The organism is Neisseria oralis (genome assembly GCF_045062685.1).
Classification (GTDB): domain Bacteria; phylum Pseudomonadota; class Gammaproteobacteria; order Burkholderiales; family Neisseriaceae; genus Neisseria; species Neisseria oralis.
In genome coordinates this window covers 128,256-149,629 of the sequence record NZ_JBJGEB010000004.1, presented here as the reverse complement: position 1 = coordinate 149,629, position 21,374 = coordinate 128,256, and the positions used below count along the sequence as shown (strand labels likewise).

The window sequence follows — 21,374 nt, the reverse complement described above, 5'->3', positions numbered from 1 at the left end:
GAAAAGATCGTCTGAAAACGATTTAGTGGATTCTGCTATACCTATTTTCAGACGACCTTTATATGTTCTTTTGCGTATAAGACCGAACCGACCGCCGTCATTCCCGCGCAGGCGGGAATCCAGACCCCTGCATTTCAGAAATACTTCAAGATTACTGTAAATCCAAACTTCTGGATTCCCGCCTGCGCAAGAATGACGGTCATAGGAAAATCAATGCATTACCCAAAATAATTAAATTAGAAAACTTAACTTTGGTAGGAAGACTTAAATGGCAAAAACAAAATATTCCGCACGGATCAATGGAGAACATATTGATGGGACAATAGAAATTATAAAAAGAATCGTCTTACATCTGCATGATATGGGCAAAACACAATTTAAGGTAAAAGATGTAGATGAACAGATTGAAGAACTAAAAAACCAATGGCAGATTACTCCTGACTATAATGATGATACACGTGCTTCTTTGTATGTACTTAGTGTTAATTCAAACTCAAGGAAGCATTATCACGAATCAATGCACCAAGACTTTTTATGGTGGAAAAAAGGAGGAATATTTGAATTATACAAACCAACAAATTTTCAAATAAACTCAACCCAATCTTTGGAACAAGATCTCGGTAAACTCAAAGAACAATTAGCATCTGAAATTGAACCAGAAAAACGAACCGAAATCGAAACCTTAATAAAAGCCCGTCAAGGGCAAGGCAGATTCCGGCAAAAACTACTCGAACTGTATCCGAGCTGTCCACTGACAGATCTAGATGTTCGGTCTTTACTTATTGCCAGCCATATCAAACCTTGGAGCAAGTGCAATAATGAAGAGAGGTTAGATCCCTTCAATGGTCTGATGCTCGCCCCCAATATCGACGCATTATTCGATAGCGGTCTGATTACGTTTGAGACCGACGGTACGATAAAAATCAGTCCGAAAATCGATCTGGAAAATCAAAAGCGGCTTGGAATTTCTCCCGATATGAAATTAAAAATTCGACCGAAAAGCGAAAAATATTTCGAGTATCACCGCAACCATGTTTTCCAAAAAGAAGAATAGAAAGTGTTGAACAATCCGTTGACTTAAGGTCGTCTGAAAACGATTTAGCGAACCCCGCTATACCTGTTTTCAGACGACCTTTTTGCGTCCTTTTGCGTACAAATACTAACCAATTACCGTCATTCCCGCGCAGGCGGGAATCCAGACCTCTATATTTCAGAAATATTTAAAGATTACTGTAAATCCAAACTTCTAGATTCCCGCCTGCGCGGGAATGACGGCGGCGAAGTGTTTTTGGATTCCCACTATCGGCATTCTATCGGCGTATTCTGCAAGCAGAAGCATCATTCCGTATAATCCCCCTTAGCTCCCCATCAACTATAATCGGCACATTCAGACGGCCTCTCACGACACTATGACCCGACAAGCCTTTATCCTCAGTGATTGCGAATTTTCCGAATGCGGCGAAAAGCCTTATGCGCTGTTGACGGCGAATCCGACCAAGGAACACCACTATATCGCCCAAACCGAGCAGCGGCAGCACGCGCATAATCCGCAGGTCAGCCCGCAGAATCAGAATGTTTACAAGCTGCCTTTGTCCATGTTCCGCGAACCGGCTGCCGCCCGACGCTCCCGCTCCGGCGACAAGGTTCGCGGCGGGAACGAAAATCGCGGTGCGGCGGCGAGTGTCAACATCATCGGCAATCTGGCGGCAAAAAACCTTTACACGCTGACTTTCGTCGAAAACACCGCCAACCAGTACAATTTGGAAAGCTGGTTCAACCGCCACGAAAGCGGTTACGAAGAAGCCTGCAACCATCTGCGCACATTGCCCGAATGCCGTCTGAAAACGGGCGAACCCGATACGGTCAAAGTTCCCGAAGCATTGTGGCGGATATTGCGGCTGAAATTCCTCGGCATCCTGCGCAATCCGCACAACCATAAAAACCTGTTTGCCCACCGCCTGCATGAGGCCGTTCGGGCGCGGCTGCCGGAGGTCGGGTTTGAGTTTGTGCGCCTGATCAGCAAGCGCGATCCCAGCCGCATCGAAGCCATCATGCAAAACTACCGTTTTTCGTTTCTCGGCTATGTCGATTGGCTGGCGGGGCTTTACGGTATGTTGAGCGAAGGCGTGGCGCAGCCGTCGCTGTTTGAGCGGCTGTTTTGCACCATATTCGCCGAACCCGATGCGGTGAAAATTGAGCTGTTCCGCTATGCCGAAAACGAGGGGCTGTGCCTGTTCGGCGACAGCAGTTTCTGCCTTCAGGCTTCGCCGAAACTCATCAGCGTCGGCGTGAATATTTCGCACGATATGTTTGCCGTCGTCCACCTGCAAACCGACCGCTGGCTTGCGTTTAAAAACACTTTCCACCACGACGCGCCGAAATTGGAAGGCAGGGTAAGGATTATCGACGGCGACCAAACCCAGCGGCTGATGTTCAACCGGCTGACCATCAGTCAGGCGCATGAAGCCGTGTTCGGCAGAAGTCCGAATGCCGAAGATTATTTAGAGGCCGTCTGAAACCCCCAAACAAGAAGAGACCTTATGAACATCACTCCAATCCATGCCTTAAACGACAACTATATCTGGATGATACAAGACGGCAACCACGCCGCCTGCGTCGATCCGTCCGATGCCACGCCCGTTTTGAAATTCCTTGTCCGCAACCGCCTGATGCTGGCGCAAACGTGGATTACCCATCCGCATCACGACCATATCGGCGGCGTGAAAGCCCTTAAAAACAGCTTTATGGAATCGCTTGTGTACGGCGAGGCAGACATCGAAGCGGCAACGCATACGGTTAAGGCGGGCACGCAGTTTCCTTTCGGAGACGGTCTGGTTACGGTGTGGGCGACACCCGGCCATACCGGCCGCCACGTCAGCTATCTTTTGGAAAATTCAGACGGCCTGCACGTTTTCTGCGGCGACACTTTGTTTTCCGCCGGCTGCGGCAGGGTGTTCACGGGGACGATAGAAGAGTTGTACGACAGTTTCCAAAGATTCAATCAGTTGCCCGAAGAAACGCTGTTTTATCCCGCACACGAGTACACCGCCGCCAACCTGCGTTTCGCCGGATTCATCGAACCGGAAAATCCCGATATTCAGGCCGCTTTACGCGCGGCGGAGCATACGCCGACCCTGCCCGTTACCCTCGCGCACGAACGCAGAATCAATCCGTTTCTGCGGGTTGATTTCCGCCAAGTCCGCGAACGGGCGGAAGAACTGGCGGGGCGGGGTCTGAACAGCGGTTTGGAAGTGTTCGCCGCGCTGCGGGAATTGAAAAACCGTTTTTAGGCCGTCTGAAAACAGGGCGGGCAGGAACGGCGCAAATCAGGCATCATTGCCAAAGAGGCCGTCTGAAAATATTTTCAGACGGCCTCTTTGGCCGATATATAGCGTGGAATCGCTCAAAAATAAAACCATGCAAGGCATGGCGGCAATGGGATTTCAGACGGCCTCTATGCCGCAACGGCAATCTTGTCTCTTTTCCCGTTTGGCGGGGGAAGGTTAGGGTGGGGTAGCTTTGGGGGCTTGCAGAAAACCAAATTCATAGGGGCCGTAGGGCCGCGCTTTCCTGCCGGTCAGGAGAGGGGGATTACTGAATATGGCCGTTACTGTTTTTTAGATATTTCAATATATTAAACCCGTTTCGCTTTTTTCTTTTCCTCTTCCGCTGCTTTCAAGTCCACCAGCCGCGTTCCGGCCAAAAAATCATACAGAAACTGCCGGTCGGGATTGAAAAACGCAAACCCCCACGGCAGTATCAGCCAGATTAAGGCCGCGCCGAATGCGCCTTTGGGCGGAATTTGGCCCCAATAGCGCAGCCCGCTGTAAGCCAGAAGCGGGACGAACACGATGAAGACGCAGGCCCAGATGAAACGCAGGCGGAGCTGGTGCAGCGGCGGCCGCACGCCTTGCCGGTTGCAGAGGCCGATTTTCCAGACTTGCATCGGCAGGGTCCGGCCTTTTTTGTGCCAGTTGATTTTGAAGTAATACCACCAGCAGGCCAGCATCAGCAGGCATACCGTCAGCGAAGCGAGCCGATGGGAAACGGGATTGAGGCGGATGGCGGCGATACCCGCCGCAATGGCGGCGGCCGCGGTTACGGAGCCGACCAGCAGCAATTCGTACATCAGGGCGGCAAGGCGGCGCTTGACGGGGGCGGGGGGGAGTGTGGTCATGGCGGATCTTTTAAAACGGAAAACAGGCCGTCTGAACGGGCGGAAACATTCGGGCTGCGCGACGGCGCCGTTTCAGACGGCCTCGGGCGGTTGCGGGAAGCGGATGGATTAAAACAGGTTGAGCGGGCTGGCGCGCAATTCGTTCAGACACAAATCCGCCGTTACCGCGCCGGATTGCACCGCCGCTTCCAGCGTACACGGATAGCGCGGGTGCAGGTAGTCGCCGGCGGGATAGATGTTGCGGTGGTGCAGCCAGGCGAAATCCGGCAGGGTGCGGCCGGCCAGGGAGGCGGCGGTAGCGCGTTTTTCGGTGATGATGCGTCCGGCAACGGGGTCGCCGATGTCGGGACAGACGCGCAGTACGTCGGCATGGATTTTTTCCGCAAACTCGCTGTTTTTCAAATGAAGGCGGTCGGACACGCTAACGACGGCGGCGATTTCGTTGGCGGGCAGCCCCAGCGCGCCGCGGTTGACCAGCCATTGCGCCGTGCCGTCGGCAAGCCCCGTCAGCACGGCGGGCAGTTTGACGTCCTTGGCGTAACGCAGGTACACGGTGGTTACGGAGTGATAGCGGAGGTGGTCGTAGGCCGTCTGAATATACTCCGGCGTGGACGAGGGCAGCAGCATGGCGGTGTGGTAGGGGGCGGTGGCCAGAATGGCGGCGTCGAAGGCTTCGCTGTTGACGTCGACCCGTCCGTCGGGCAGATTGCCCAGCGGCGGAACGCGCGTTTCGAGGCGCACGGACGCACCGTGTTTCCTCAGGTAATCCAGCGCGGGTGCGGCGACGATGCCGCCCAAATCGCGTTTCGGCAGCAGGTAGTCGCTGCCTGTTTTGTCCGCCCATATGCCGTCGTGCAGCACGTTGCAGAGCGTGTTGAGGCCGGCGTCTTCCAGCGGTGTGTTGAGCGCGCTCCATACCAGCGGCTGCCAGAACTCGGCCAGCAGCTTGCGCGAAGTGCGTCGGTCGCGCAGCCATTTGGCAACGGGGACGTCGGGGCGTTTGCGCATGTGGTGCCGTTGCAGCGCGGCCATGTCGCGCAGCAGTTGGATTTTGTGGGCGAGCAGGATGTTGTCGGCCCGGAGTATGCCTGCGGCGATGTGCCACGGCGAAGGCAGGGAGGCCGTCTGAAACTGCAAACCTTCATGAATGTGCCATTGCAGCGGGCGGCGCACGAGGGCCTCTTCCGCCCGGACGCCGATGCGTTCCATCAGGGTCAGCACGCCGCGGTACGCGCCTATCATGATGTGTTGGCCGTTGTCGAGGAAGCTGAAGCTGTCGTTGCTGTTTTCGAGCGAGCGGGCGCGCCCTCCGGCCTGTTTTCCTGCTTCGAACAGGGTTACGTCGGCGCGGCCGACAAGTTGCACGGCGGCGGAAAGCCCCGCCCAGCCTGCGCCGATGACGGCGATTTTCGGTCGTTGGGTGTCATTCATGGTCTGAATCCGAATAACCAGGTTTTCAAGGCAATGCGCTTTTTGCGCGGCGAGGGGATGGCAATTTTGTAGGTCAGCACGTTTTCTGCGCCGTCACGCTCGATTTCGTTGAGCAGCGCATAGTAAATCGCCGCCATAATCAGGCCGACCTTTTGGGATTTCTTATCGGCGGCGGGCAGCAGCGATACGGCCTGGCGGTAGGTTTCGCGGGCGCGGCCGATTTGAAACGCCATCAGCGCGGCAAATTCGGGCGTGGGTGCGGAGCGCATGACGACGGACGCGGGTACGCCGAAACGCTGCATGTCTTCCACCGGCAGGTAAATCCGGCCTTTGCGCGCGTCTTCGCCCACGTCGCGGATGATGTTGGTCAGTTGCAGCGCCAGCCCCATTTTGTCGGCATATTCCAGCGTCTGCGGCTGCGTAAAGCCCAAAATCCGCGCAATCAGGCAGCCGACCACGCCGGCGGCGCGGCGGCAGTAGAGCTTCAAATCGTCGAAACTGTTGTAGCGCGCCTGCTCCAAGTCCATCTGCATCCCGTCGATTAATTCGCTGAATTCCCCGTGCGGCAGCGCGAAGCTGCGCAATACGGTTTTCAATGCCTGATTGACAGGATGTTCTGGCATTTGTTCCGTAAATGCTTTGGCCAAATCGGCGCGCCACCAGTTGAGCGCAGCCTGCGCCACGGCGGAATTGGAACTGTCGTCGGCCACATCGTCCAGTTCGCGGCAGAAAGCGTACAGCACGGTCATCGCCTCCCGCTGCGCCTGCGGCAGGAAACGGAATCCCGAAAGGAAACTGGATTTGCTTTCCGCCGCTTTCAGGCGGCAATATTCGAGCGGTTGCACGGCGTGTCCTGGGTTGGGTTGCAAAAGCGGGGGATTTTATAGCGAATCGGGGCGGGCAACAAATTTTCAGACGGCCTCATGCGCCCGCCACGGTCATTTCGGCAATCAGTATCGAACCGATTTTATTGGGCGAGCGGCGCAGGGCGTCGTCGGCGATGCCCGCGATGTTGAGGTACATGTCCTGCAGGCGGCCGGCGATGGTGATTTCGTGGACGGAATGGGCAATGACGCCGTTTTCTACCCAGAATCCCGCCGCACCGCGCGAGTAGTCGCCGGTGATGGTGTTGACGCCCTGTCCCATCAATTCTGTAACCAGCAGGCCCGTGCCCATTTCTTTGAGCAGGTCGGCTTGGGCGGCATGGGTGGGGGCCAGATAGAGGTTGTGCGGGCCGCCCGCGTTGCCGGTGGTTTGCATACCGAGCTTCCTCGCGCTGTAACTGCTGAGGAAGTAGCCTTCGACAATGCCGTTTTTGATGACGAAACGCGGATGCGTGGCGACGCCTTCCGAGTCGAACCAGCAGCTGCCGAAAGCGCGCGGAATATGCGGCTCTTCGCGCAGGTTGACGAAATCGGGCAGGATTTTCTTGCCGATGCTGTCCATCAGGAAACTGCTTTGGCGGTAGAGCGCGCCGCCGCTGAGCGCGCCCGCCAGATGGCCGATCAAGCCGCCCGACATCGTCGTGTCGAACAAGACGGGATAGGTGCCGGTCGGAATACTGCGGCTGTCGAGGCGGCGCACGGTGCGCAGGGCGGCGGTGCGGCCGATTTGTTCGGGGGTTTCCAAATCTTGATGGCAGCAGGCAGAATCGTACCAGTAGTCGCGTTCCATGCCTTGTTCGTCGGCGGCGACCACGCTGCACGAAATGCCGTGGCGCGTACCTTGCTGGTGCGCCATAAAGCCGTGGGAATTGCCGTAGACGTATTGGTAATGTCCGGTCTGGACATCCGCCCCTTCGGAGTTTTCGATACGTTCGTCCGAATCCAGCGCCGCCTGTTCGCATTGCTTTGCCAAAGCCGCCGCCTCTTCCGCACTCAAATCCCATTCGTGATAACGGTCGAGGTCAATCGGTTTGTCCGCCATCAGATCCGCGTCGGCCAAGCCGGCGCAGTCGTCTTCGGCGGTATAGCGCGCGATGTCGATGGCCGCCCTGACCGTATCGACCAGCGCCTTGTCTGAAAAGTCGGCGGTGCTGGCGCGGCCCTTGCGACGGCCGGCATAGACGGTGATGTCCAGCGATTTGTCCTGCTGGAACTCGATTTGTTCGATTTCGCCCAAGCGCACACTCACGCTTTGGCCGAGCGATTCGCTGAAATCGGCTTCCGCCGCCGTTGCGCCGTACTTCTTGGCAAGTGCGAGCGTGCGGCTGCATAAATCGGTCAGTTCGTCGGGGGTATGGTTGAACAGCATAACGGCATTTCCAAAGTATTTTCCGCATTTTAACCGTTTTCAGACGGCCTCGGCAAAAATGTATTCCGCGCGGCAGCGGCGGGCGTCTCATGCTAGAATACGCGGATTGAAAATGACAGAGCACCCGCAAGCCATGTTTGAACAGGAAGAAGAATGGGTCAGCAGGACCCGTATGAAAAAGCAGATGAACGATTTGCAGGACTTGGGCATGGAGCTGACCAAGTTCTCTCCCGACACCCTGAAGAAGATCGGTTTGGACGAAGAGCTGCTCGAAGCGGTGCTGGCCTATAAGAAAATCACTTCCAACGGCGCGCTCAAACGCCAAGGCCAGTTTATCGGCCGCCTGATGCGCGACACCGACCCCGCGCCGATTGAAGCGTTCCTCGCCAAACTGCGCGGCGACAATGCGGCGCACAACGCCTTTCTGCAACGCATCGAGCAGGCGCGCGACCGCCTGCTGGCGGACGACGGCGCGGTTACGCAATTCATGGCGGACTTCCCCCATGCCGACGCAGGCAAACTGCGCACCTTAATCCGCAACACGAAAAAAGAGCAGGAACAAAACAAACCGCCGAAAAACTTCCGCGCCCTGTTTCAAGAAATCAAGGCCGTGATGGAAGCGGGTGAAGGTTCGGAAGCCGAATAAGCTTTCTGCTTTCAGACGGCCTCTCTTTTGCAGACTGCCAAAATACTAGGAAAAAATATGCGATTTCGTCACACGATGGTTGCGCTGCTGATTGGCACGCTGACACTCAACGGTTGTACTGCCATGCTTTGGGGGATGAACGATCCGTTTCACAAAACCTATGCTGAGAAAACTGTTGCCAAAGATCAGATCCACGCATTCGGCGTGGTAGCCAAGGACAACATGCAATTGGAAAAAGGCAGCCTGGTCATGATGGGCGGCAAATATTGGTTTGTTGTCAATTCTAAAGATTCTGCCGAGTTGAAGGCTATTTTGGATGTCAAGTTGGACAAGCAGTTTCAAATGGTTCAGCACAACCCGAGCTATGCCTACGAAGCTTTGCCGGTTGAGTTGGAATCGCCTGAAAAGCAGACATTCAGTTCGAAATTCTGTCTGCGTTATGACACGAACAAGGCTGCCGATATTGCCAAACTGGAAAAGTTAGCATTCAAATCCGTCGAACTCGATGAAAAAACAGTGTACACACGTTGCGTGTCTGCCAAAGGCAATTATTACGCCACGCCTAACAATGTTGCCGAGGATTACCGCTTTGAAAAAAGCGTTCCTGTCAGAATCTATTACAAGGAAACCAAAACAAAGACTGATGGGTGGAAGCTGACAAACAATATTCTGCAAACGCCGTTTACACTGGCATTGGATGCTGTCGGCGCAGTGTTGGTCTTACCGCTTACCGCGCTTGGCAAGGTAGCGGATACTGTCCGCAAATAATCTTAAGGCCGTCTGAAAACAGCATGACTGTTTTCAGACGGCCTTCCCGCCTTAAAATACACGTTTCAAACATACCAATCCCATTTCTCCGTACCCGCACACCATGCCCGTCAAAATCCAAACCCGCCCTATCAACCAAAACGTCCTCGATGATTTGCTCACCGCCGGCGCCGACCCTTTAATCGCCCGCCTGTGCGCCTCGCGCGACGTGCAGAGTCCTGCCGAATTGGACGACAAACTCGCCGGCCTTCTGCCTTATCAATCGCTGACGAATTGCGAAGCCGCCGCCCGCCGTCTGGCGGATGCCATCGAGCGCAAGGAAAAAATCCTGATTGTCGCCGACTACGATGCCGACGGCGCGACGGCGTGTTCCGTCGGCATGAGCGGTTTGGCGGCGATGGGCGCGGCGGTGGATTTCCTCGTACCCAACCGTTTCGAACACGGCTACGGCTTGACGCCCGAGCTTGCCGAAATCGCCGCCGCGCAAGGCGTGGATTTGCTGATTACGGTCGACAACGGCATCGCCAGCATTGCAGGCGTGGCGCGGGCGCAGGAATTGGGTTTGGACGTGATCGTTACCGACCACCACCTGCCCGCCGAAACCGTACCCGACTGCATCATCGTCAATCCGAACCAAAAAGGCTGCGGCTTCCCAAGTAAAAGTCTGGCGGGCGTGGGCGTGATTTTTTATGTATTGATGGCGTTGCGTGCCGAATTGCGCCGCCGCGATTATTTTTCAGGCGACCTTAAAGAGCCGAATCTGGGCGAACTTCTGGATTTGGTCGCACTCGGCACCGTCGCCGATGTCGTTCCCCTTGACCACAACAACCGTATCCTCGTGTCGCAAGGTTTGAAACGGATGCGCTCCGGCAAGATGCGTCCCGGCATCCGCGCCTTATTTGAAGTGGCGCGGCGCGACTGGCGCAAAGCTCAGCCTTTCGACATGGGTTTCGCACTGGGTCCGCGCATCAACGCCGCCGGACGGCTCGACGATATGTCGGTCGGCATTGCCTGCCTGTTGGCGCGCGACGACGCGGAAGCGCAGGCATTGGCGGCGCAGTTGAACGACCTCAATATCGAACGCCGCGAAATCGAGCAGTCCATGCTGCAAGACGCGCTGAACGCCTTTCCTGAAACCCTGCCTTCAGGTCAGACGACTCTGGTCGCCTACCGCGACGACTTTCATCAAGGCGTGGTCGGCATCGTCGCCAGCCGCCTCAAAGACCGCTTCTATCGTCCAACTATCGTTTTCGCCCCGGCTGACAACGGCGAAGTGCGCGGTTCGGGGCGTTCCATTCCCAACCTGCACCTGCGCGACGCTTTGGATTTGGTGTCCAAACGCCATCCCGATTTGATTTTGAAATTCGGCGGACACGCGATGGCGGCGGGCTTGAGCATACTCGAACACAACATTCCCGCGTTTCAGACGGCCTTTGAAGAAGCCGTGCGCGAAATGGTTTGCGAAGACGACTTGTCGCAAACCTTCATCACCGACGGCAGCCTGAAAGCCTGCGACATCACGCTGGAACAGGCGCAAAACCTCGCCCGCCATGTTTGGGGACAAGGCTTCGCGCCGCCGAGCTTTACCGACGAATTTCACGTCATCCGCCAGCAACCCTTGGGCGCGGAGGGCAAACATAAAAAAGTCTGGCTGCAAAAAGACGGCTACGAATTTGAAGCCATGTTTTGGCGGTGCAGCGAAGACATCCCCGAATACATCCGCACGGTTTACCGCCCCGTGGCAAACGAATGGCGCAATCAGATGGAATTGCAGCTTTATATCGATTATTGGGAAGCGGCGTAAACGGCAAAAGGCCGTCTGAAAAAACAAATCCCTTATTCCTTTCCCCGTCCGCCGCTGCAATCGGCAACTGCTGCCACGTCGGACAGAAATCGCCTGATGTTCAGGGCCTCTCCGTGCTGGTGGGCTGTATTACGCGCATTGCAGAAAATGCCGGGCATTGCGCTGACGCCGTTAGGGATTCATTTTTTGGTCAGGAAGTAGGCAAACTGTATGCTAAAGGCCGTCTGAAACATTTTCAGACGGCCTTTTATACAAGAAACGTAAACCCCATTGTCCTGTTTTGCAGGATTTTGTACCAAGTACCGCCTTTCTTTAAGACGAAAGTACGGGAGGTAACGGCGGATAACAAACGGGCGGCAGTTTTAGTGAAGATTGTCTGCGTGTTGACACATGTTTACGCGTGTGCGGCTAAGATAACGGCCAGCAACCGGACGAGGTTGCGTGTATCTGTTTTGAAACTTAAGAAAGAGAGTTCGAAATGAAAAAACTGATTGCTGCCGCCCTGTTGCTGGCGACTTCTGCCACATTGATGGCAGCTCCCCGGCTCAATGACACGATGCGCGAGAAACAATACCGCCACGACGAGGCGCTGCGTGAAAAACAAGACCGGTATGATGAGGCGCTGCGCCGCAAAAGCGAGCAATACAGGGGAGACGACCCCCGCCGCTACGATGACATGTTGGATGAAAAAAGCGACCGCTACTATGACGCTTTGAAAGAACGCCAGCGCAAATACGATGAAGCGCTGGAAAGAAAGCAGCGCGAATATAACGAAGCCCGCGATCGCCGTATCGATGAAGCCCGTCGGGCGCGCGAACGCCGCATCGACGATGCCCGCCGCCGTTCGGACGAGCGCCGTTACCGCAGGTTTTAAAAAACGGTTCGGGTAAACCGGATGACGGCGGAACGTACGTTCCGTTTGGCCGAGGCCGTCTGAAAATCGTTTTCAGACGGCCTCATTGCTGCAAAAAACGTTTAAAACCGCCGTTTCAATTTGCACGCCTGCAAAATATGTACGGCCAGTTCTTCCACCGATTTGTCGGTCGTGTTGGTAAACGGGATGCCGTGGCGCTTGAACATGCTTTGCGCATCGGAGATTTCGCTGCGGCAGGTGTCGATTTTGGAATAAGTCGAGTTGGGGCGGCGTTCCTGACGGATGGCCTGGAGGCGTTCGGGCTGGATGGTGAGGCCGAACAGCTTTTCTTTGTAGGGTTTGACCATGCGCGGCAGGTCGGCCGACTCCAAATCGTCGGGAATCAGTGGGTAGTTGGCGGCGCGGATGCCGTATTGCAGCGCAAGGTAGAGGCAGGTCGGCGTTTTGCCCGAACGCGATACGCCCATCAGGATGACGTCGGCCTCTTTCAGGTTTTTGTCGCTGACGCCGTCGTCATGGTTGAGCGAAAAATTGACCGCCTCCATACGCGCGTCGTAACGCTGGGTGTTGCCGATGCCGTGGTGGCCGTGGTGGGCTGTGGTGGCTTCGACATCCAACTCTTTTTCCAACTCGCCGAGAAAAGTATCGAAGAAGTTGATTTGAAAAGCATTCGCTTCCTTGATGATTTGGCGGATTTCGTTGTTGACCACGCTGACGAAGGCAATCGGCCGCCGCCCCTGCGATTCGGCGGCCCGATTGACGATGTCGACGACCGAACGGGCTTTTTCGGCGGTGTCGATAAAGGGGTAGGTAGCCCGCTTGAATTCGATGTTGCTGAACTGGTTGAGCAAGGCTTCGCCGATGTTTTCAGCGGTCAGGCCGGTACGGTCGGAAATATAAAAGATATTGCGTGTGACGGTCATGGGGTGTTTTCCTTAGTGTTCAGGACGGTTTCGAATCATCATAGCAAGAGAACCGCAGGGAATAAAGCGGGAAAGCTTTGATTACAGGTGGTTACAATTGAAGTTGAATGAAATAAAAATACCAATTTTATATGGTGAATCATAAAATAATTGGTATTTAATGCTAATATTTTGTGTTAATATTAGGGCGGAAAAATCATTAACCTATTGCAAAACCCCTGTTTTACAAGATGATAACATACGGAGCATATGTTCCCGCCGGTTGGATTTCATTCTGCTACATGGTCGGAAGCGGCAATTTTTCAGACACCTGCAATGTTTGTCAAGGGATAAAGTACATGACAGGGGCGGATTGAATGCCTTAAAATACCCGAGCGGACTCATTTCTTTTTTAACATTTTGAATTGGACACAACAAATGGCTGACAACTACGTTATTTGGTTTGAAAACCTGCGCATGACCGATGTGGAGAGTGTGGGCGGTAAAAACGCCTCTTTGGGCGAGATGATCAGTCAGTTGACTGAAAAGGGCGTGCGCGTTCCCGGCGGTTTTGCGACCACAGCCGAAGCCTACCGCGCTTTTTTGGCGCACGAAGGTTTGAGCGAACGCATTTCGGCCGCGTTGGCCGAGTTGGACATTGAAGATGTTGCCGAGTTGGCGCGTGTGGGCAAGGAAATCCGCCAATGGATTTTGAACACGCCGTTTCCGGAACAACTGAACGCCGAAATCGAAGAGGCGTGGAATAAAATGGTGGCCGATGCAGGCGCGGACATTTCCGTGGCGGTGCGTTCGTCTGCCACCGCAGAAGACCTGCCCGACGCATCGTTTGCAGGCCAACAGGAAACTTTCCTGAATATCAACGGCTTGGATAATGTAAAAGAAGCCATGCACCATGTGTTTGCCTCCCTGTACAACGACCGCGCCATTTCTTACCGCGTCCATAAAGGCTTTGCGCACGACGTGGTGGCGTTGTCGGCAGGCGTGCAGCGTATGGTCCGTTCCGACAGCGGCGCATCCGGCGTGATGTTCACCCTCGATACCGAATCCGGTTACGACCAAGTCGTTTTCGTTACTTCTTCCTACGGCTTGGGCGAAAACGTCGTTCAAGGTGCGGTTAACCCCGACGAATTCTATGTGTTCAAACCCACTCTGAAAGCGGGCAAACCCGCGATTCTGCGCAAAACTATGGGTTCGAAACAAATTAAAATGATTTTCACCGACAAAGCCGAAGCCGGTAAATCCGTGATGAACGTCGATGTGCCCGAAGAAGACCGCAACCGCTTCTCCATCTCCGACGAAGAAATCACCGAGCTGGCACACTACGCGCTGACGATTGAAAAACACTACGGCCGCCCGATGGACATCGAATGGGGGCGCGACGGCATCGACGGCAAACTCTATATCCTGCAAGCCCGTCCCGAAACCGTGAAATCTCAGGAAGACGGCAGCCGCAGCCTGCGCCGCTACGCCATCAATGGTGAGAAAAACGTGTTGTGCCAAGGGCGCGCCATCGGCCAGCGGGTGGGACAAGGCAGAATACGTTTGGTAAAAGATGCATCGCAAATGAATACCGTCGAAGCCGGCGACGTACTCGTAACCGATATGACCGACCCGGATTGGGAGCCGGTGATGAAACGTGCTTCCGCCATCGTTACCAACCGCGGCGGGCGCACCTGCCATGCCGCCATTATCGCGCGCGAACTGGGCATCCCCGCCGTCGTCGGCTGCGGCGATGCGACCGGTCTGCTTTCAGACGGCCAAGACGTAACCGTATCCTGCGCCGAAGGCGATACCGGCTTGATTTACGCCGGATTGCTGGATGTGCAGATTACCGATGTCGCTTTGGACAATATGCCCAAAGCACCCGTCAAAGTCATGATGAACGTCGGCAACCCCGAACTGGCATTCAGCTTCTCCGGCCTGCCCAGCGAAGGTATCGGCTTGGCGCGCATGGAGTTCATCATTAACCGCCAAATCGGTATCCACCCGAAAGCCCTGTTGGAATTTGACGGCTTGGACGACGAATTGAAGGCCGAAATCACCCGCCGCATCGCAGGTTATGCCTCTCCGGTCGATTTCTATGTCGATAAAATTGCCGAAGGCGTGGCGACGCTGGCTGCATCGGTTTATCCGCGCAAAACCATCGTGCGCCTGTCCGATTTCAAATCCAACGAATATGCCAACCTGGTCGGCGGCAACCTCTATGAACCGCACGAAGAAAACCCGATGCTGGGCTTCCGCGGTGCGGCGCGTTACGTTGCCGACAGCTTTAAAGACTGCTTCGCGCTCGAATGCAAGGCCCTTAAACGCGTCCGTGACGAAATGGGACTGACCAACGTCGAAATCATGATTCCGTTCGTCCGCACTTTGGGCGAAGCCGAAGCGGTGGTTAAGGCATTGAAGGAAAACGGTTTGGAACGCGGCAAAAACGGCCTGCGCCTGATTATGATGTGCGAACTGCCGAGCAACGCGGTATTGGCGGAACAATTCCTGCAATACTTCGACGGCTTCTCCATCGGTTCCAACGACATGACCCAACTGACCCTCGGCCTCGACCGCGACAGCGGCTTGGTGTCCGAATCGTTCGACGAGCGCAATCCCGCCGTCAAAGTGATGCTGCACCTGGCTATCTCCGCCTGCCGCAAGCAAAACAAATACGTCGGCATCTGCGGCCAAGGTCCGTCGGATCATCCCGACTTTGCCAAATGGCTGGTGGAAGAAGGTATCGAAAGCGTATCTCTGAACCCGGATACCGTTATCGAAACTTGGCTGTATCTGGCTGAGGAATTGGGTAAATAAACAGAGGCCGTCTGAAAAATATAAAACGGCAAACCGCTCTGCCAGAGGAGGCAGGGCGGTTTTACATTTGCCGGAAAATCAGTTTCAGACGGCCTGTTCCATGAAATTCCCTTAAAATTGGTTTACAATGACGCCATTTATGAATCCCGTCGAGAGAACAAAATGTTAGACATCCAACAGCTCCGCAGCCACACCGCAGCCGTCGCCGAACGTTTGGCGCAGCGCGGTTACGAGTTTGATACCGCACGTTTCAATGCCTTGGAAGAGCAGCGCAAAGCCGTCCAAGTGAAAACCGAAGAACTGCAAGCCTCGCGCAACAGCATTTCCAAACAAATCGGCGCATTGAAAGGACAGGGCAAACACGAAGAGGCGCAGGCAGCCATGGATCAAGTCGCCCAGATCAAAACCGATTTGGAGCAGGCCGCCGCCGATTTGGATACCGTTCAGAAAGAATTGGACGCATGGTTGTTGAGCATTCCCAACCTGCCGCACGAAAGCGTGCCTGTCGGTAAAGACGAAACCGAAAACGTCGAAGTCCGCAAAGTCGGCACGCCGCGCGAATTTGACTTTGAAATCAAAGACCATGTCGATTTGGGCGAACCTTTGGGTTTGGATTTCGAAGGCGGCGCGAAACTGTCCGGCGCGCGCTTTACCGTCATGAAAGGTCAAATCGCCCGCCTGCACCGTGCGCTGGCGCAATTCATGCTCGATACGCACACGCTGAAACACGGCTACACCGAGCATTACACGCCCTACATCGTGGACGACACTACCCTGCAAGGCACAGGCCAACTGCCTAAATTTGCAGAAGATTTGTTCCATGTTACCCGCGGCGGCGACGAGAGCAAAAAAACACAATATCTGATTCCGACCGCCGAAGTGACGCTGACCAACACCGTTGCCGACAGCATTTTGGCGGAAGGCGATTTGCCGCTGAAACTGACCGCCCATTCCCCATGTTTCCGCTCCGAAGCGGGCGCATACGGTAAAGACGTGCGCGGTCTGATTCGCCAACACCAATTCGACAAAGTGGAAATGGTGCAAATCGTTCATCCCGAAAAATCATACGAAGCGCTGGAAGAAATGGTCGGTCATGCCGAAAACATCCTGAAGGCTTTGGAACTGCCCTATCGTGTGATTACTCTGTGTACCGGCGACATGGGCTTCGGCGCAACCAAAACCTATGACTTGGAAGTTTGGGTTCCCGCGCAAAACACCTACCGCGAAATCTCAAGCTGCTCCAACTGCGAAGATTTCCAAGCCCGCCGCATGAAAGCACGCTTCAAAGACGAAAATGGCAAAAACCGCTTGGTACACACTTTGAATGGCTCCGGCTTGGCAGTCGGCCGCACTTTGGTCGCGGTTTTGGAAAACCATCAAAACGCCGACGGCAGCATCAATATTCCCGCCGCTTTGCAGCCTTATATGGGCGGAGTTGCTAAACTGGAAGCGAATTAATTTTTTTTGCTAAAGAAGAGGCCGTCTGAAACGAGTTTTCAGACGGCCTCTAAAGTTATATCGGCAATCAAACCGGGTTATTTGGTTTTTTCGGCCTTTCCTGCTTTTGCTTCTTCTTTAGCGAAATATTTGGCGTAGATTTTGTCGTATTCGCCGCTTTCGCGTACTTTTTTCAGGGCATCATTCAACATTTTGACGGTTGCTTCGTCGCCTTTGCGCACCGCGATGCCGTAGTTTTCAACGGAAAAATCGGGCAGGGTGATGAAATCCAGACCTTTGGTCGGATTGTTTTTCACATAATTGGCGATAACGGCGCTGTCGCTGACCACGGAATCCAGCCCTCCGTTTTCCAGCTCTTTGATAATCAGCGGTACGGTTTCAAAGCGGGAGATTTTCGGATTGTCGCTGCCCAAGAGTTTGGAAACGGAGAAGTCGCCCGTTTGGCCGGTTACGACGCCGACTTTGGCCATGTTTTTCAGATCGTCGGAAGAAGCGACTTTTTTACCTTTCGGAACCAATACGACTTGCGTGATTTCAAAATAGGGGTCGCTGAAATCCATGGATTGTTTGCGCTCGTCAGTGATGGTTACGCCGGATATGACGATGTCGATGTCGCCGTTGCCGAGCGACGGGAACAGGCTTTCCCAAGGCTGGTGTTTGAATTCCACTTTGAAGTTGCCGGCCTTGGCCATCGCATTCATCAAATCGACGTCGAAGCCTTCCACATTGCCTTCTGATGTTTGCGATTCGAACGGCGCAAATTCGGCATTCATGCCGACGCGGTAAACTTTTTCGGGATTGGCTGCCGACGAATTTTTATTTTGCCCGCCGCAGGCACCGAGTGCCAATGCGGAACAGGCCACGGCGGCGATAATCCATTTTTTCATGTTCATGGGGATTCCTTAAGTCTTTTGTTGGTAGGGACGGTCGTTTAGTTTAGCATAAGTTTACATTAAATGCGGCGGGATTGTTATGAAATGAATATTGTCCCGTTTCTCCGGCGGATTAGCGTTCTTTTTCGCGGAAGAAGGCGTAAGTTACGTCATGGAATAAATCGATATGCGGGCTGTCTTCGTAGTTCAGTTCGTCCAAGGCGTCCTCGAAGGCCAGTTGGATGGACTCGACGGCATCTTGCGCGGTTTCGGGGGGAAGGGCGCGGATAAGCCCTTTGATAGCGGTTGCGAGGATATGGTTCTGCATACGCAAAACGTCATTGGCTTCTTCCAGATATTCGAGGCGTTGTTCGATGCTGCTCATGATAGTTCTTTCGGAATCTGTTAAAATACCGCGTTATTATATAGCAAACCGCTGGGTCGGTTTGCGCAACGGAACAACCGACAGGCACATGATAAATGGAAACGAATACCCCCAAGCAGGAACAGCCGGAAGAATCGTTTGACTGGGAAAGCCGTTTGGAAAAACTGCGTCAAACCCGTCAGATAAACGCCCCCTATACCCATGCACCGCTGATTAAAGAATCGGCGCGCGAGAAACCGGTCGAAACCGAAACGTACAAACTCGATGCCGGAACGCGCGACAAGGTATTAATGGAATATCTGGAGCAATGGCAGCGCGAACACAATGCCGAATTGGAAGAAACCGAACAGGTGGAAACCGACACCATGGTTTTGTTGCAGGAAAACTGGCTGAGTGCGCAGTCGTCGTTGCAGATGAAAGCGTCGGACAAACAAATCGACAGCACCCGTACGGTATGGCTGAACCCGAAGCATCAAAAAGTGGAGTTTGCCGCTCCCGAGCAAAGCGATCGGCCTTCTTCAGAAGGGCAGCAGGAAGGCGCGGCGGCCGAGAGCGGAGTTTCAGACGGCCTCGCGGCGGAAGAGGGGCCGCGCATCGCAGTCAACATTAACGTATTGAACCCGCAGGCAGTCAATCGCAAGGAAGTGTTCTGCCTTTCCGAAAAAGACCTGACCGAGCGGCTGATTGAACGGATGCGGCCGCATGTGGCCGATGCCGTCAACGGCATGATACGCGTCGCGGTGCAGAAACAGATGGCGCTCTTTACCTACCAGCTCCAGCAGACGCTTAACGAACAGGCGCCGCAGTTGGTGGAGGAAGTGTTGGAGTACAACATTAAAAAAGTGCTGACCGACCTGAAATACGAGATGAAATACAAACGTTGATGCGAAACGGAAACACAGCAGCGGCAAGCTGCTGTTGTTTTTTATCCGGATTGTTGTTTTATCGAAAGGTTTGATTGGAAGACAAAACATGAAAAGATGGGTGTGGATTATCGTTGCCGCGCTGGCCGTATTCGGCTACCGGCAATTTCAGCAGCATGAGGCGGGGCGGGGCCGCAGCGTTATCGAGAGGCCGTCTGAAAAGCGTTCGTCCGACGCCAAGTCAGGGCAGGGCAGCGCCGAACAGGTTTTGCGGCAGGCTTTTGAAGCCGGACGCGGCGACATTCAGATTGAGGGCCGGGGCGTAGTCGTCAAAACCCTGCCCGATGATGAAAAAGGTTCGCGCCACCAGCGGTTTATCCTGAAGCTGTCCAGCGGGCAGACGCTTTTGGTGGCGCACAATATCGACTTGGCCGACAAAATCAAAGGCTTGAAAAAAGGTGATACGGTCGGCTTTTACGGCGAATACGAATGGTCCAAGCAGGGCGGCGTTATCCATTGGACGCACCGCGATCCGGCCGGACGCCATGCCGACGGCTGGTTGAAGCATAACGGCAGGATTTACTGGTAAAAGTTGTTTTAAAACGAACAAACCCAAAGGCCGTCTGAAAAATGGTTTTTCAGACGGCCTTTGGGTTTAAAACGCCCGTTTATTTTGCTGCGGAAGCGGTGGAAGCGGCTTCGGCTTTCGCGCCGGCTGCTGTATTCTCACCCCATGCGGCAGGGTATTTGTAACCTTCGAAGCGTTTGCGTGCGTAGGTTTTAAACTCGTCGGAGTTGTAGGCTTCGGTTACGTCCTTGAGCCATTGGCTGTCTTTGTCGGCGGTTTTGACGGCAGCCCAGTTGACGTAGGCAAAGCTCGGTTCTTGGAACAGGGCTTCGGTCAGCTTCATGCCGCTGCTCATGGCGTAGTTGCCGTTAACGACGGCGAAATCGACGTCGGCGCGGCTGCGCGGCAGTTGTGCGGCTTCAAGTTCTACGATTTTGATGTTTTTCGGATTTTCGGCGATGTCGGCTTTGGAAGCGGTCAGCGGATTAACACCGTCTTTCAACTTAACCCAGCCCAATTCGTTCAACATGACCAGCGCGCGGGCGAAGTTGGACGGGTCGTTAGGCGCGGAAACACTGCTGCCGTCTTTGACTTCGTCCAGCGATTTCAGTTTGCCCGGATACAGGCCCAAAGGCGCGGTCGGTACTTGGAAGGCTTCGGTGATGTCTAATTTGTGTTCTTTTTTGAAGTCGTCCAGATAAGGTTTGTGCTGGAAAATGTTGATGTCCAGTTCGCCTTCTGCCAAAGCGAGGTTGGGGCGGACGTAGTCGGTGAATTCGACCAATTTGACGGTATAGCCTTTTTTCTCCAGCGCAGGTTGGATTTGGTCTTTGACCATATCGCCGAAGTCGCCGACGGTCGTGCCGAAGACGATTTCCTTTTTCGCCGCGCCGTTGTCGGCAGCCGGCGATGCGGCGGATGCGGCAGCGGGCGCGCTGTCTTTCTGACCGCCGCAGGCTGCCAGTACCACGGCGAGCGCGGCGGCGGAAAGGGTTTTGAAGAAGGTGTTTGTCTGCATGTTTTACTCCTGGTGAGTGTTAAGTCGATTTTTCAGACGGCCTCTGCCGTCGGGACAGGTGGAATTTTAAATCCATTTATGGGAAACGGGACGGTTTTTTATGGTGAGGTACAGGCCTTTGGCGGAGCGGTAACACAGCCAGATTAATCCCGCTTCAATCATCAGCGATGAAACGGACGTAACCAAATCCGTCGTAAGGACGAACGCGTCTTCATTGACGCCCGTTGCATCCGTTAGGATAAATGCCGCAATAATGTCTATTAAAATAAAAACGGCCATGACTGCAAGACACAGCAAAATAAAGAAGCACATATCGCCCAGCAGCATTTTGCCGTTGTGCGCTTTGATGCCCGCCGCCGAGTTTTTTAATTTGTACAGGCTGGCGAGTTGGACGATCAGCATACCGAGACTCAGGCCGAAGTACAACATGTCCGGCATCTCTTCAGGCTCGATATAGCTCCAAAGAGTACCGCCGATATTGATTAAATAATTGGCAATCAAAATTGGTCCGGCGTATTTCATTCCGTATCTTTTC

The 21,374-nt window shown here is 54.3% G+C and carries 20 protein-coding genes; 11 read left to right on the top strand and 9 right to left on the bottom strand.

Annotated features, from left to right (window positions below; all coding sequences use genetic code 11):
- Positions 1 to 268: 268 nt before the first annotated feature.
- From ACI43T_RS05295 to gloB, 3 genes are all read left to right on the top strand, one after another.
- Positions 269 to 1,054 (top strand): HNH endonuclease, encoded by a 786-nt coding sequence (locus ACI43T_RS05295; protein WP_405385746.1) that lies wholly within the window; start codon positions 269 to 271, stop codon positions 1,052 to 1,054.
- Positions 1,055 to 1,409: 355 nt separating this feature from the next.
- A complete protein-coding gene (locus tag ACI43T_RS05290) occupies positions 1,410 to 2,516 on the top strand; it encodes a hypothetical protein (protein ID WP_405385745.1) in 1,107 nt (368 codons plus the stop codon).
- Positions 2,517 to 2,540: 24 nt separating this feature from the next.
- Positions 2,541 to 3,290 (top strand): hydroxyacylglutathione hydrolase, encoded by a 750-nt coding sequence (gene gloB, locus ACI43T_RS05285; RefSeq protein ID WP_405385744.1) that lies wholly within the window; start codon positions 2,541 to 2,543, stop codon positions 3,288 to 3,290.
- Between the two features lie 344 nt (positions 3,291 to 3,634).
- Here the strand turns inward: gloB and ACI43T_RS05280 are convergent, their stop codons facing one another.
- From ACI43T_RS05280 to pmbA, 4 genes are all read right to left on the bottom strand, one after another.
- Positions 3,635 to 4,177 carry an RDD family protein gene (locus ACI43T_RS05280; RefSeq protein ID WP_405385743.1) on the bottom strand — a complete coding sequence of 181 codons (543 nt, stop codon included), beginning with the start codon at positions 4,175 to 4,177 and terminating at the stop codon, positions 3,635 to 3,637.
- A 108-nt stretch (positions 4,178 to 4,285) separates the two neighbouring features.
- A complete protein-coding gene (hpnE, locus tag ACI43T_RS05275) occupies positions 4,286 to 5,608 on the bottom strand; it encodes a hydroxysqualene dehydroxylase HpnE (protein WP_009173941.1) in 1,323 nt (440 codons plus the stop codon).
- A complete protein-coding gene (gene hpnD / locus ACI43T_RS05270; RefSeq protein ID WP_405385742.1) occupies positions 5,605 to 6,453 on the bottom strand; it encodes a presqualene diphosphate synthase HpnD in 849 nt (282 codons plus the stop codon). Before hpnD ends, hpnE begins: the two co-directional genes overlap by 4 nt.
- A 76-nt stretch (positions 6,454 to 6,529) precedes the next feature.
- On the bottom strand, positions 6,530 to 7,861 hold the full coding sequence (pmbA, locus tag ACI43T_RS05265; RefSeq protein WP_293276502.1) for a metalloprotease PmbA: 1,332 nt from the start codon (positions 7,859 to 7,861) through the stop codon (positions 6,530 to 6,532).
- 133 nt (positions 7,862 to 7,994) lie between these two features.
- Between pmbA and yjgA the strand changes: the two genes are divergently transcribed.
- The 4 genes from yjgA to ACI43T_RS05245 all read left to right on the top strand — a co-directional run bounded on the left by yjgA (position 7,995) and on the right by ACI43T_RS05245 (position 11,953).
- Positions 7,995 to 8,507: a ribosome biogenesis factor YjgA gene (gene yjgA, locus ACI43T_RS05260; protein ID WP_405385835.1), complete on the top strand. Its 513-nt coding sequence runs from the start codon at positions 7,995 to 7,997 to the stop codon at positions 8,505 to 8,507.
- A gap of 57 nt (positions 8,508 to 8,564) precedes the next feature.
- Positions 8,565 to 9,275 carry a hypothetical protein gene (locus tag ACI43T_RS05255; protein ID WP_377080085.1) on the top strand — a complete coding sequence of 237 codons (711 nt, stop codon included), beginning with the start codon at positions 8,565 to 8,567 and terminating at the stop codon, positions 9,273 to 9,275.
- A gap of 103 nt (positions 9,276 to 9,378) precedes the next feature.
- The gene (recJ, locus tag ACI43T_RS05250) at positions 9,379 to 11,079 is read left to right on the top strand and encodes a single-stranded-DNA-specific exonuclease RecJ (protein ID WP_377080083.1); all 1,701 of its coding nucleotides are present in this window, start codon (positions 9,379 to 9,381) and stop codon (positions 11,077 to 11,079) included.
- A gap of 478 nt (positions 11,080 to 11,557) precedes the next feature.
- A complete protein-coding gene (locus tag ACI43T_RS05245; protein ID WP_009173933.1) occupies positions 11,558 to 11,953 on the top strand; it encodes a hypothetical protein in 396 nt (131 codons plus the stop codon).
- A 101-nt stretch (positions 11,954 to 12,054) separates the two neighbouring features.
- Here the strand turns inward: ACI43T_RS05245 and ppsR are convergent, their stop codons facing one another.
- The gene (gene ppsR, locus ACI43T_RS05240; protein ID WP_377080081.1) at positions 12,055 to 12,876 is read right to left on the bottom strand and encodes a posphoenolpyruvate synthetase regulatory kinase/phosphorylase PpsR; all 822 of its coding nucleotides are present in this window, start codon (positions 12,874 to 12,876) and stop codon (positions 12,055 to 12,057) included.
- A 417-nt stretch (positions 12,877 to 13,293) separates the two neighbouring features.
- Here ppsR and ppsA point away from each other — a divergent pair, with 417 nt between their 5' ends.
- Together ppsA and serS are read left to right on the top strand one after the other, a co-directional pair.
- On the top strand, positions 13,294 to 15,675 hold the full coding sequence (gene ppsA, locus ACI43T_RS05235) for a phosphoenolpyruvate synthase (protein ID WP_405385741.1): 2,382 nt from the start codon (positions 13,294 to 13,296) through the stop codon (positions 15,673 to 15,675).
- A gap of 162 nt (positions 15,676 to 15,837) precedes the next feature.
- Positions 15,838 to 17,133: a serine--tRNA ligase gene (gene serS, locus ACI43T_RS05230; protein ID WP_405385740.1), complete on the top strand. Its 1,296-nt coding sequence runs from the start codon at positions 15,838 to 15,840 to the stop codon at positions 17,131 to 17,133.
- Between the two features lie 77 nt (positions 17,134 to 17,210).
- Here serS and ACI43T_RS05225 read toward each other — a convergent pair whose 3' ends face one another.
- Positions 17,211 to 18,026 (bottom strand): basic amino acid ABC transporter substrate-binding protein, encoded by an 816-nt coding sequence (locus ACI43T_RS05225; RefSeq protein WP_297958317.1) that lies wholly within the window; start codon positions 18,024 to 18,026, stop codon positions 17,211 to 17,213.
- A 112-nt stretch (positions 18,027 to 18,138) separates the two neighbouring features.
- Positions 18,139 to 18,390 (bottom strand): NGO1151 family protein, encoded by a 252-nt coding sequence (locus tag ACI43T_RS05220; protein WP_405385739.1) that lies wholly within the window; start codon positions 18,388 to 18,390, stop codon positions 18,139 to 18,141.
- Positions 18,391 to 18,485: 95 nt separating this feature from the next.
- On the opposite strand from ACI43T_RS05220, the gene ACI43T_RS05215 reads away from it, so the two are divergent.
- Positions 18,486 to 19,274, top strand: coding sequence for a hypothetical protein (locus ACI43T_RS05215; protein ID WP_405385738.1), 789 nt, complete (start codon positions 18,486 to 18,488; stop codon positions 19,272 to 19,274).
- Between the two features lie 88 nt (positions 19,275 to 19,362).
- The gene (locus ACI43T_RS05210) at positions 19,363 to 19,842 is read left to right on the top strand and encodes a DUF3465 domain-containing protein (protein ID WP_405385737.1); all 480 of its coding nucleotides are present in this window, start codon (positions 19,363 to 19,365) and stop codon (positions 19,840 to 19,842) included.
- A gap of 79 nt (positions 19,843 to 19,921) precedes the next feature.
- Here ACI43T_RS05210 and ACI43T_RS05205 read toward each other — a convergent pair whose 3' ends face one another.
- A complete protein-coding gene (locus tag ACI43T_RS05205; RefSeq protein WP_405385736.1) occupies positions 19,922 to 20,839 on the bottom strand; it encodes a MetQ/NlpA family ABC transporter substrate-binding protein in 918 nt (305 codons plus the stop codon).
- A 66-nt stretch (positions 20,840 to 20,905) separates the two neighbouring features.
- Entirely contained in the window at positions 20,906 to 21,361 is a 456-nt protein-coding gene (locus ACI43T_RS05200; protein ID WP_405385735.1) for a hypothetical protein, read from the bottom strand.
- Positions 21,362 to 21,374: the final 13 nt, after the last annotated feature.

Bases quoted from the DNA above. Each gene is read 5' to 3' on its own strand.
- ACI43T_RS05295 (WP_405385746.1), top strand. From the start codon at position 269: ATGGCAAAAACAAAATATTCCGCACGGATCAATGGAGAACATATTGAT.
- ACI43T_RS05290 (WP_405385745.1), top strand. From the start codon at position 1,410: ATGACCCGACAAGCCTTTATCCTCAGTGATTGCGAATTTTCCGAATGC.
- gloB (WP_405385744.1), top strand. From the start codon at position 2,541: ATGAACATCACTCCAATCCATGCCTTAAACGACAACTATATCTGGATG.
- ACI43T_RS05280 (WP_405385743.1), bottom strand. From the start codon at position 4,177: ATGACCACACTCCCCCCCGCCCCCGTCAAGCGCCGCCTTGCCGCCCTG.
- hpnE (WP_009173941.1), bottom strand. From the start codon at position 5,608: ATGAATGACACCCAACGACCGAAAATCGCCGTCATCGGCGCAGGCTGG.
- pmbA (WP_293276502.1), bottom strand. From the start codon at position 7,861: ATGCTGTTCAACCATACCCCCGACGAACTGACCGATTTATGCAGCCGC.
- yjgA (WP_405385835.1), top strand. From the start codon at position 7,995: ATGTTTGAACAGGAAGAAGAATGGGTCAGCAGGACCCGTATGAAAAAG.
- ACI43T_RS05255 (WP_377080085.1), top strand. From the start codon at position 8,565: ATGCGATTTCGTCACACGATGGTTGCGCTGCTGATTGGCACGCTGACA.
- recJ (WP_377080083.1), top strand. From the start codon at position 9,379: ATGCCCGTCAAAATCCAAACCCGCCCTATCAACCAAAACGTCCTCGAT.
- ACI43T_RS05245 (WP_009173933.1), top strand. From the start codon at position 11,558: ATGAAAAAACTGATTGCTGCCGCCCTGTTGCTGGCGACTTCTGCCACA.
- ppsR (WP_377080081.1), bottom strand. From the start codon at position 12,876: ATGACCGTCACACGCAATATCTTTTATATTTCCGACCGTACCGGCCTG.
- ppsA (WP_405385741.1), top strand. From the start codon at position 13,294: ATGGCTGACAACTACGTTATTTGGTTTGAAAACCTGCGCATGACCGAT.
- serS (WP_405385740.1), top strand. From the start codon at position 15,838: ATGTTAGACATCCAACAGCTCCGCAGCCACACCGCAGCCGTCGCCGAA.
- ACI43T_RS05225 (WP_297958317.1), bottom strand. From the start codon at position 18,026: ATGAACATGAAAAAATGGATTATCGCCGCCGTGGCCTGTTCCGCATTG.
- ACI43T_RS05220 (WP_405385739.1), bottom strand. From the start codon at position 18,390: ATGAGCAGCATCGAACAACGCCTCGAATATCTGGAAGAAGCCAATGAC.
- ACI43T_RS05215 (WP_405385738.1), top strand. From the start codon at position 18,486: ATGGAAACGAATACCCCCAAGCAGGAACAGCCGGAAGAATCGTTTGAC.
- ACI43T_RS05210 (WP_405385737.1), top strand. From the start codon at position 19,363: ATGAAAAGATGGGTGTGGATTATCGTTGCCGCGCTGGCCGTATTCGGC.
- ACI43T_RS05205 (WP_405385736.1), bottom strand. From the start codon at position 20,839: ATGCAGACAAACACCTTCTTCAAAACCCTTTCCGCCGCCGCGCTCGCC.
- ACI43T_RS05200 (WP_405385735.1), bottom strand. From the start codon at position 21,361: ATGAAATACGCCGGACCAATTTTGATTGCCAATTATTTAATCAATATC.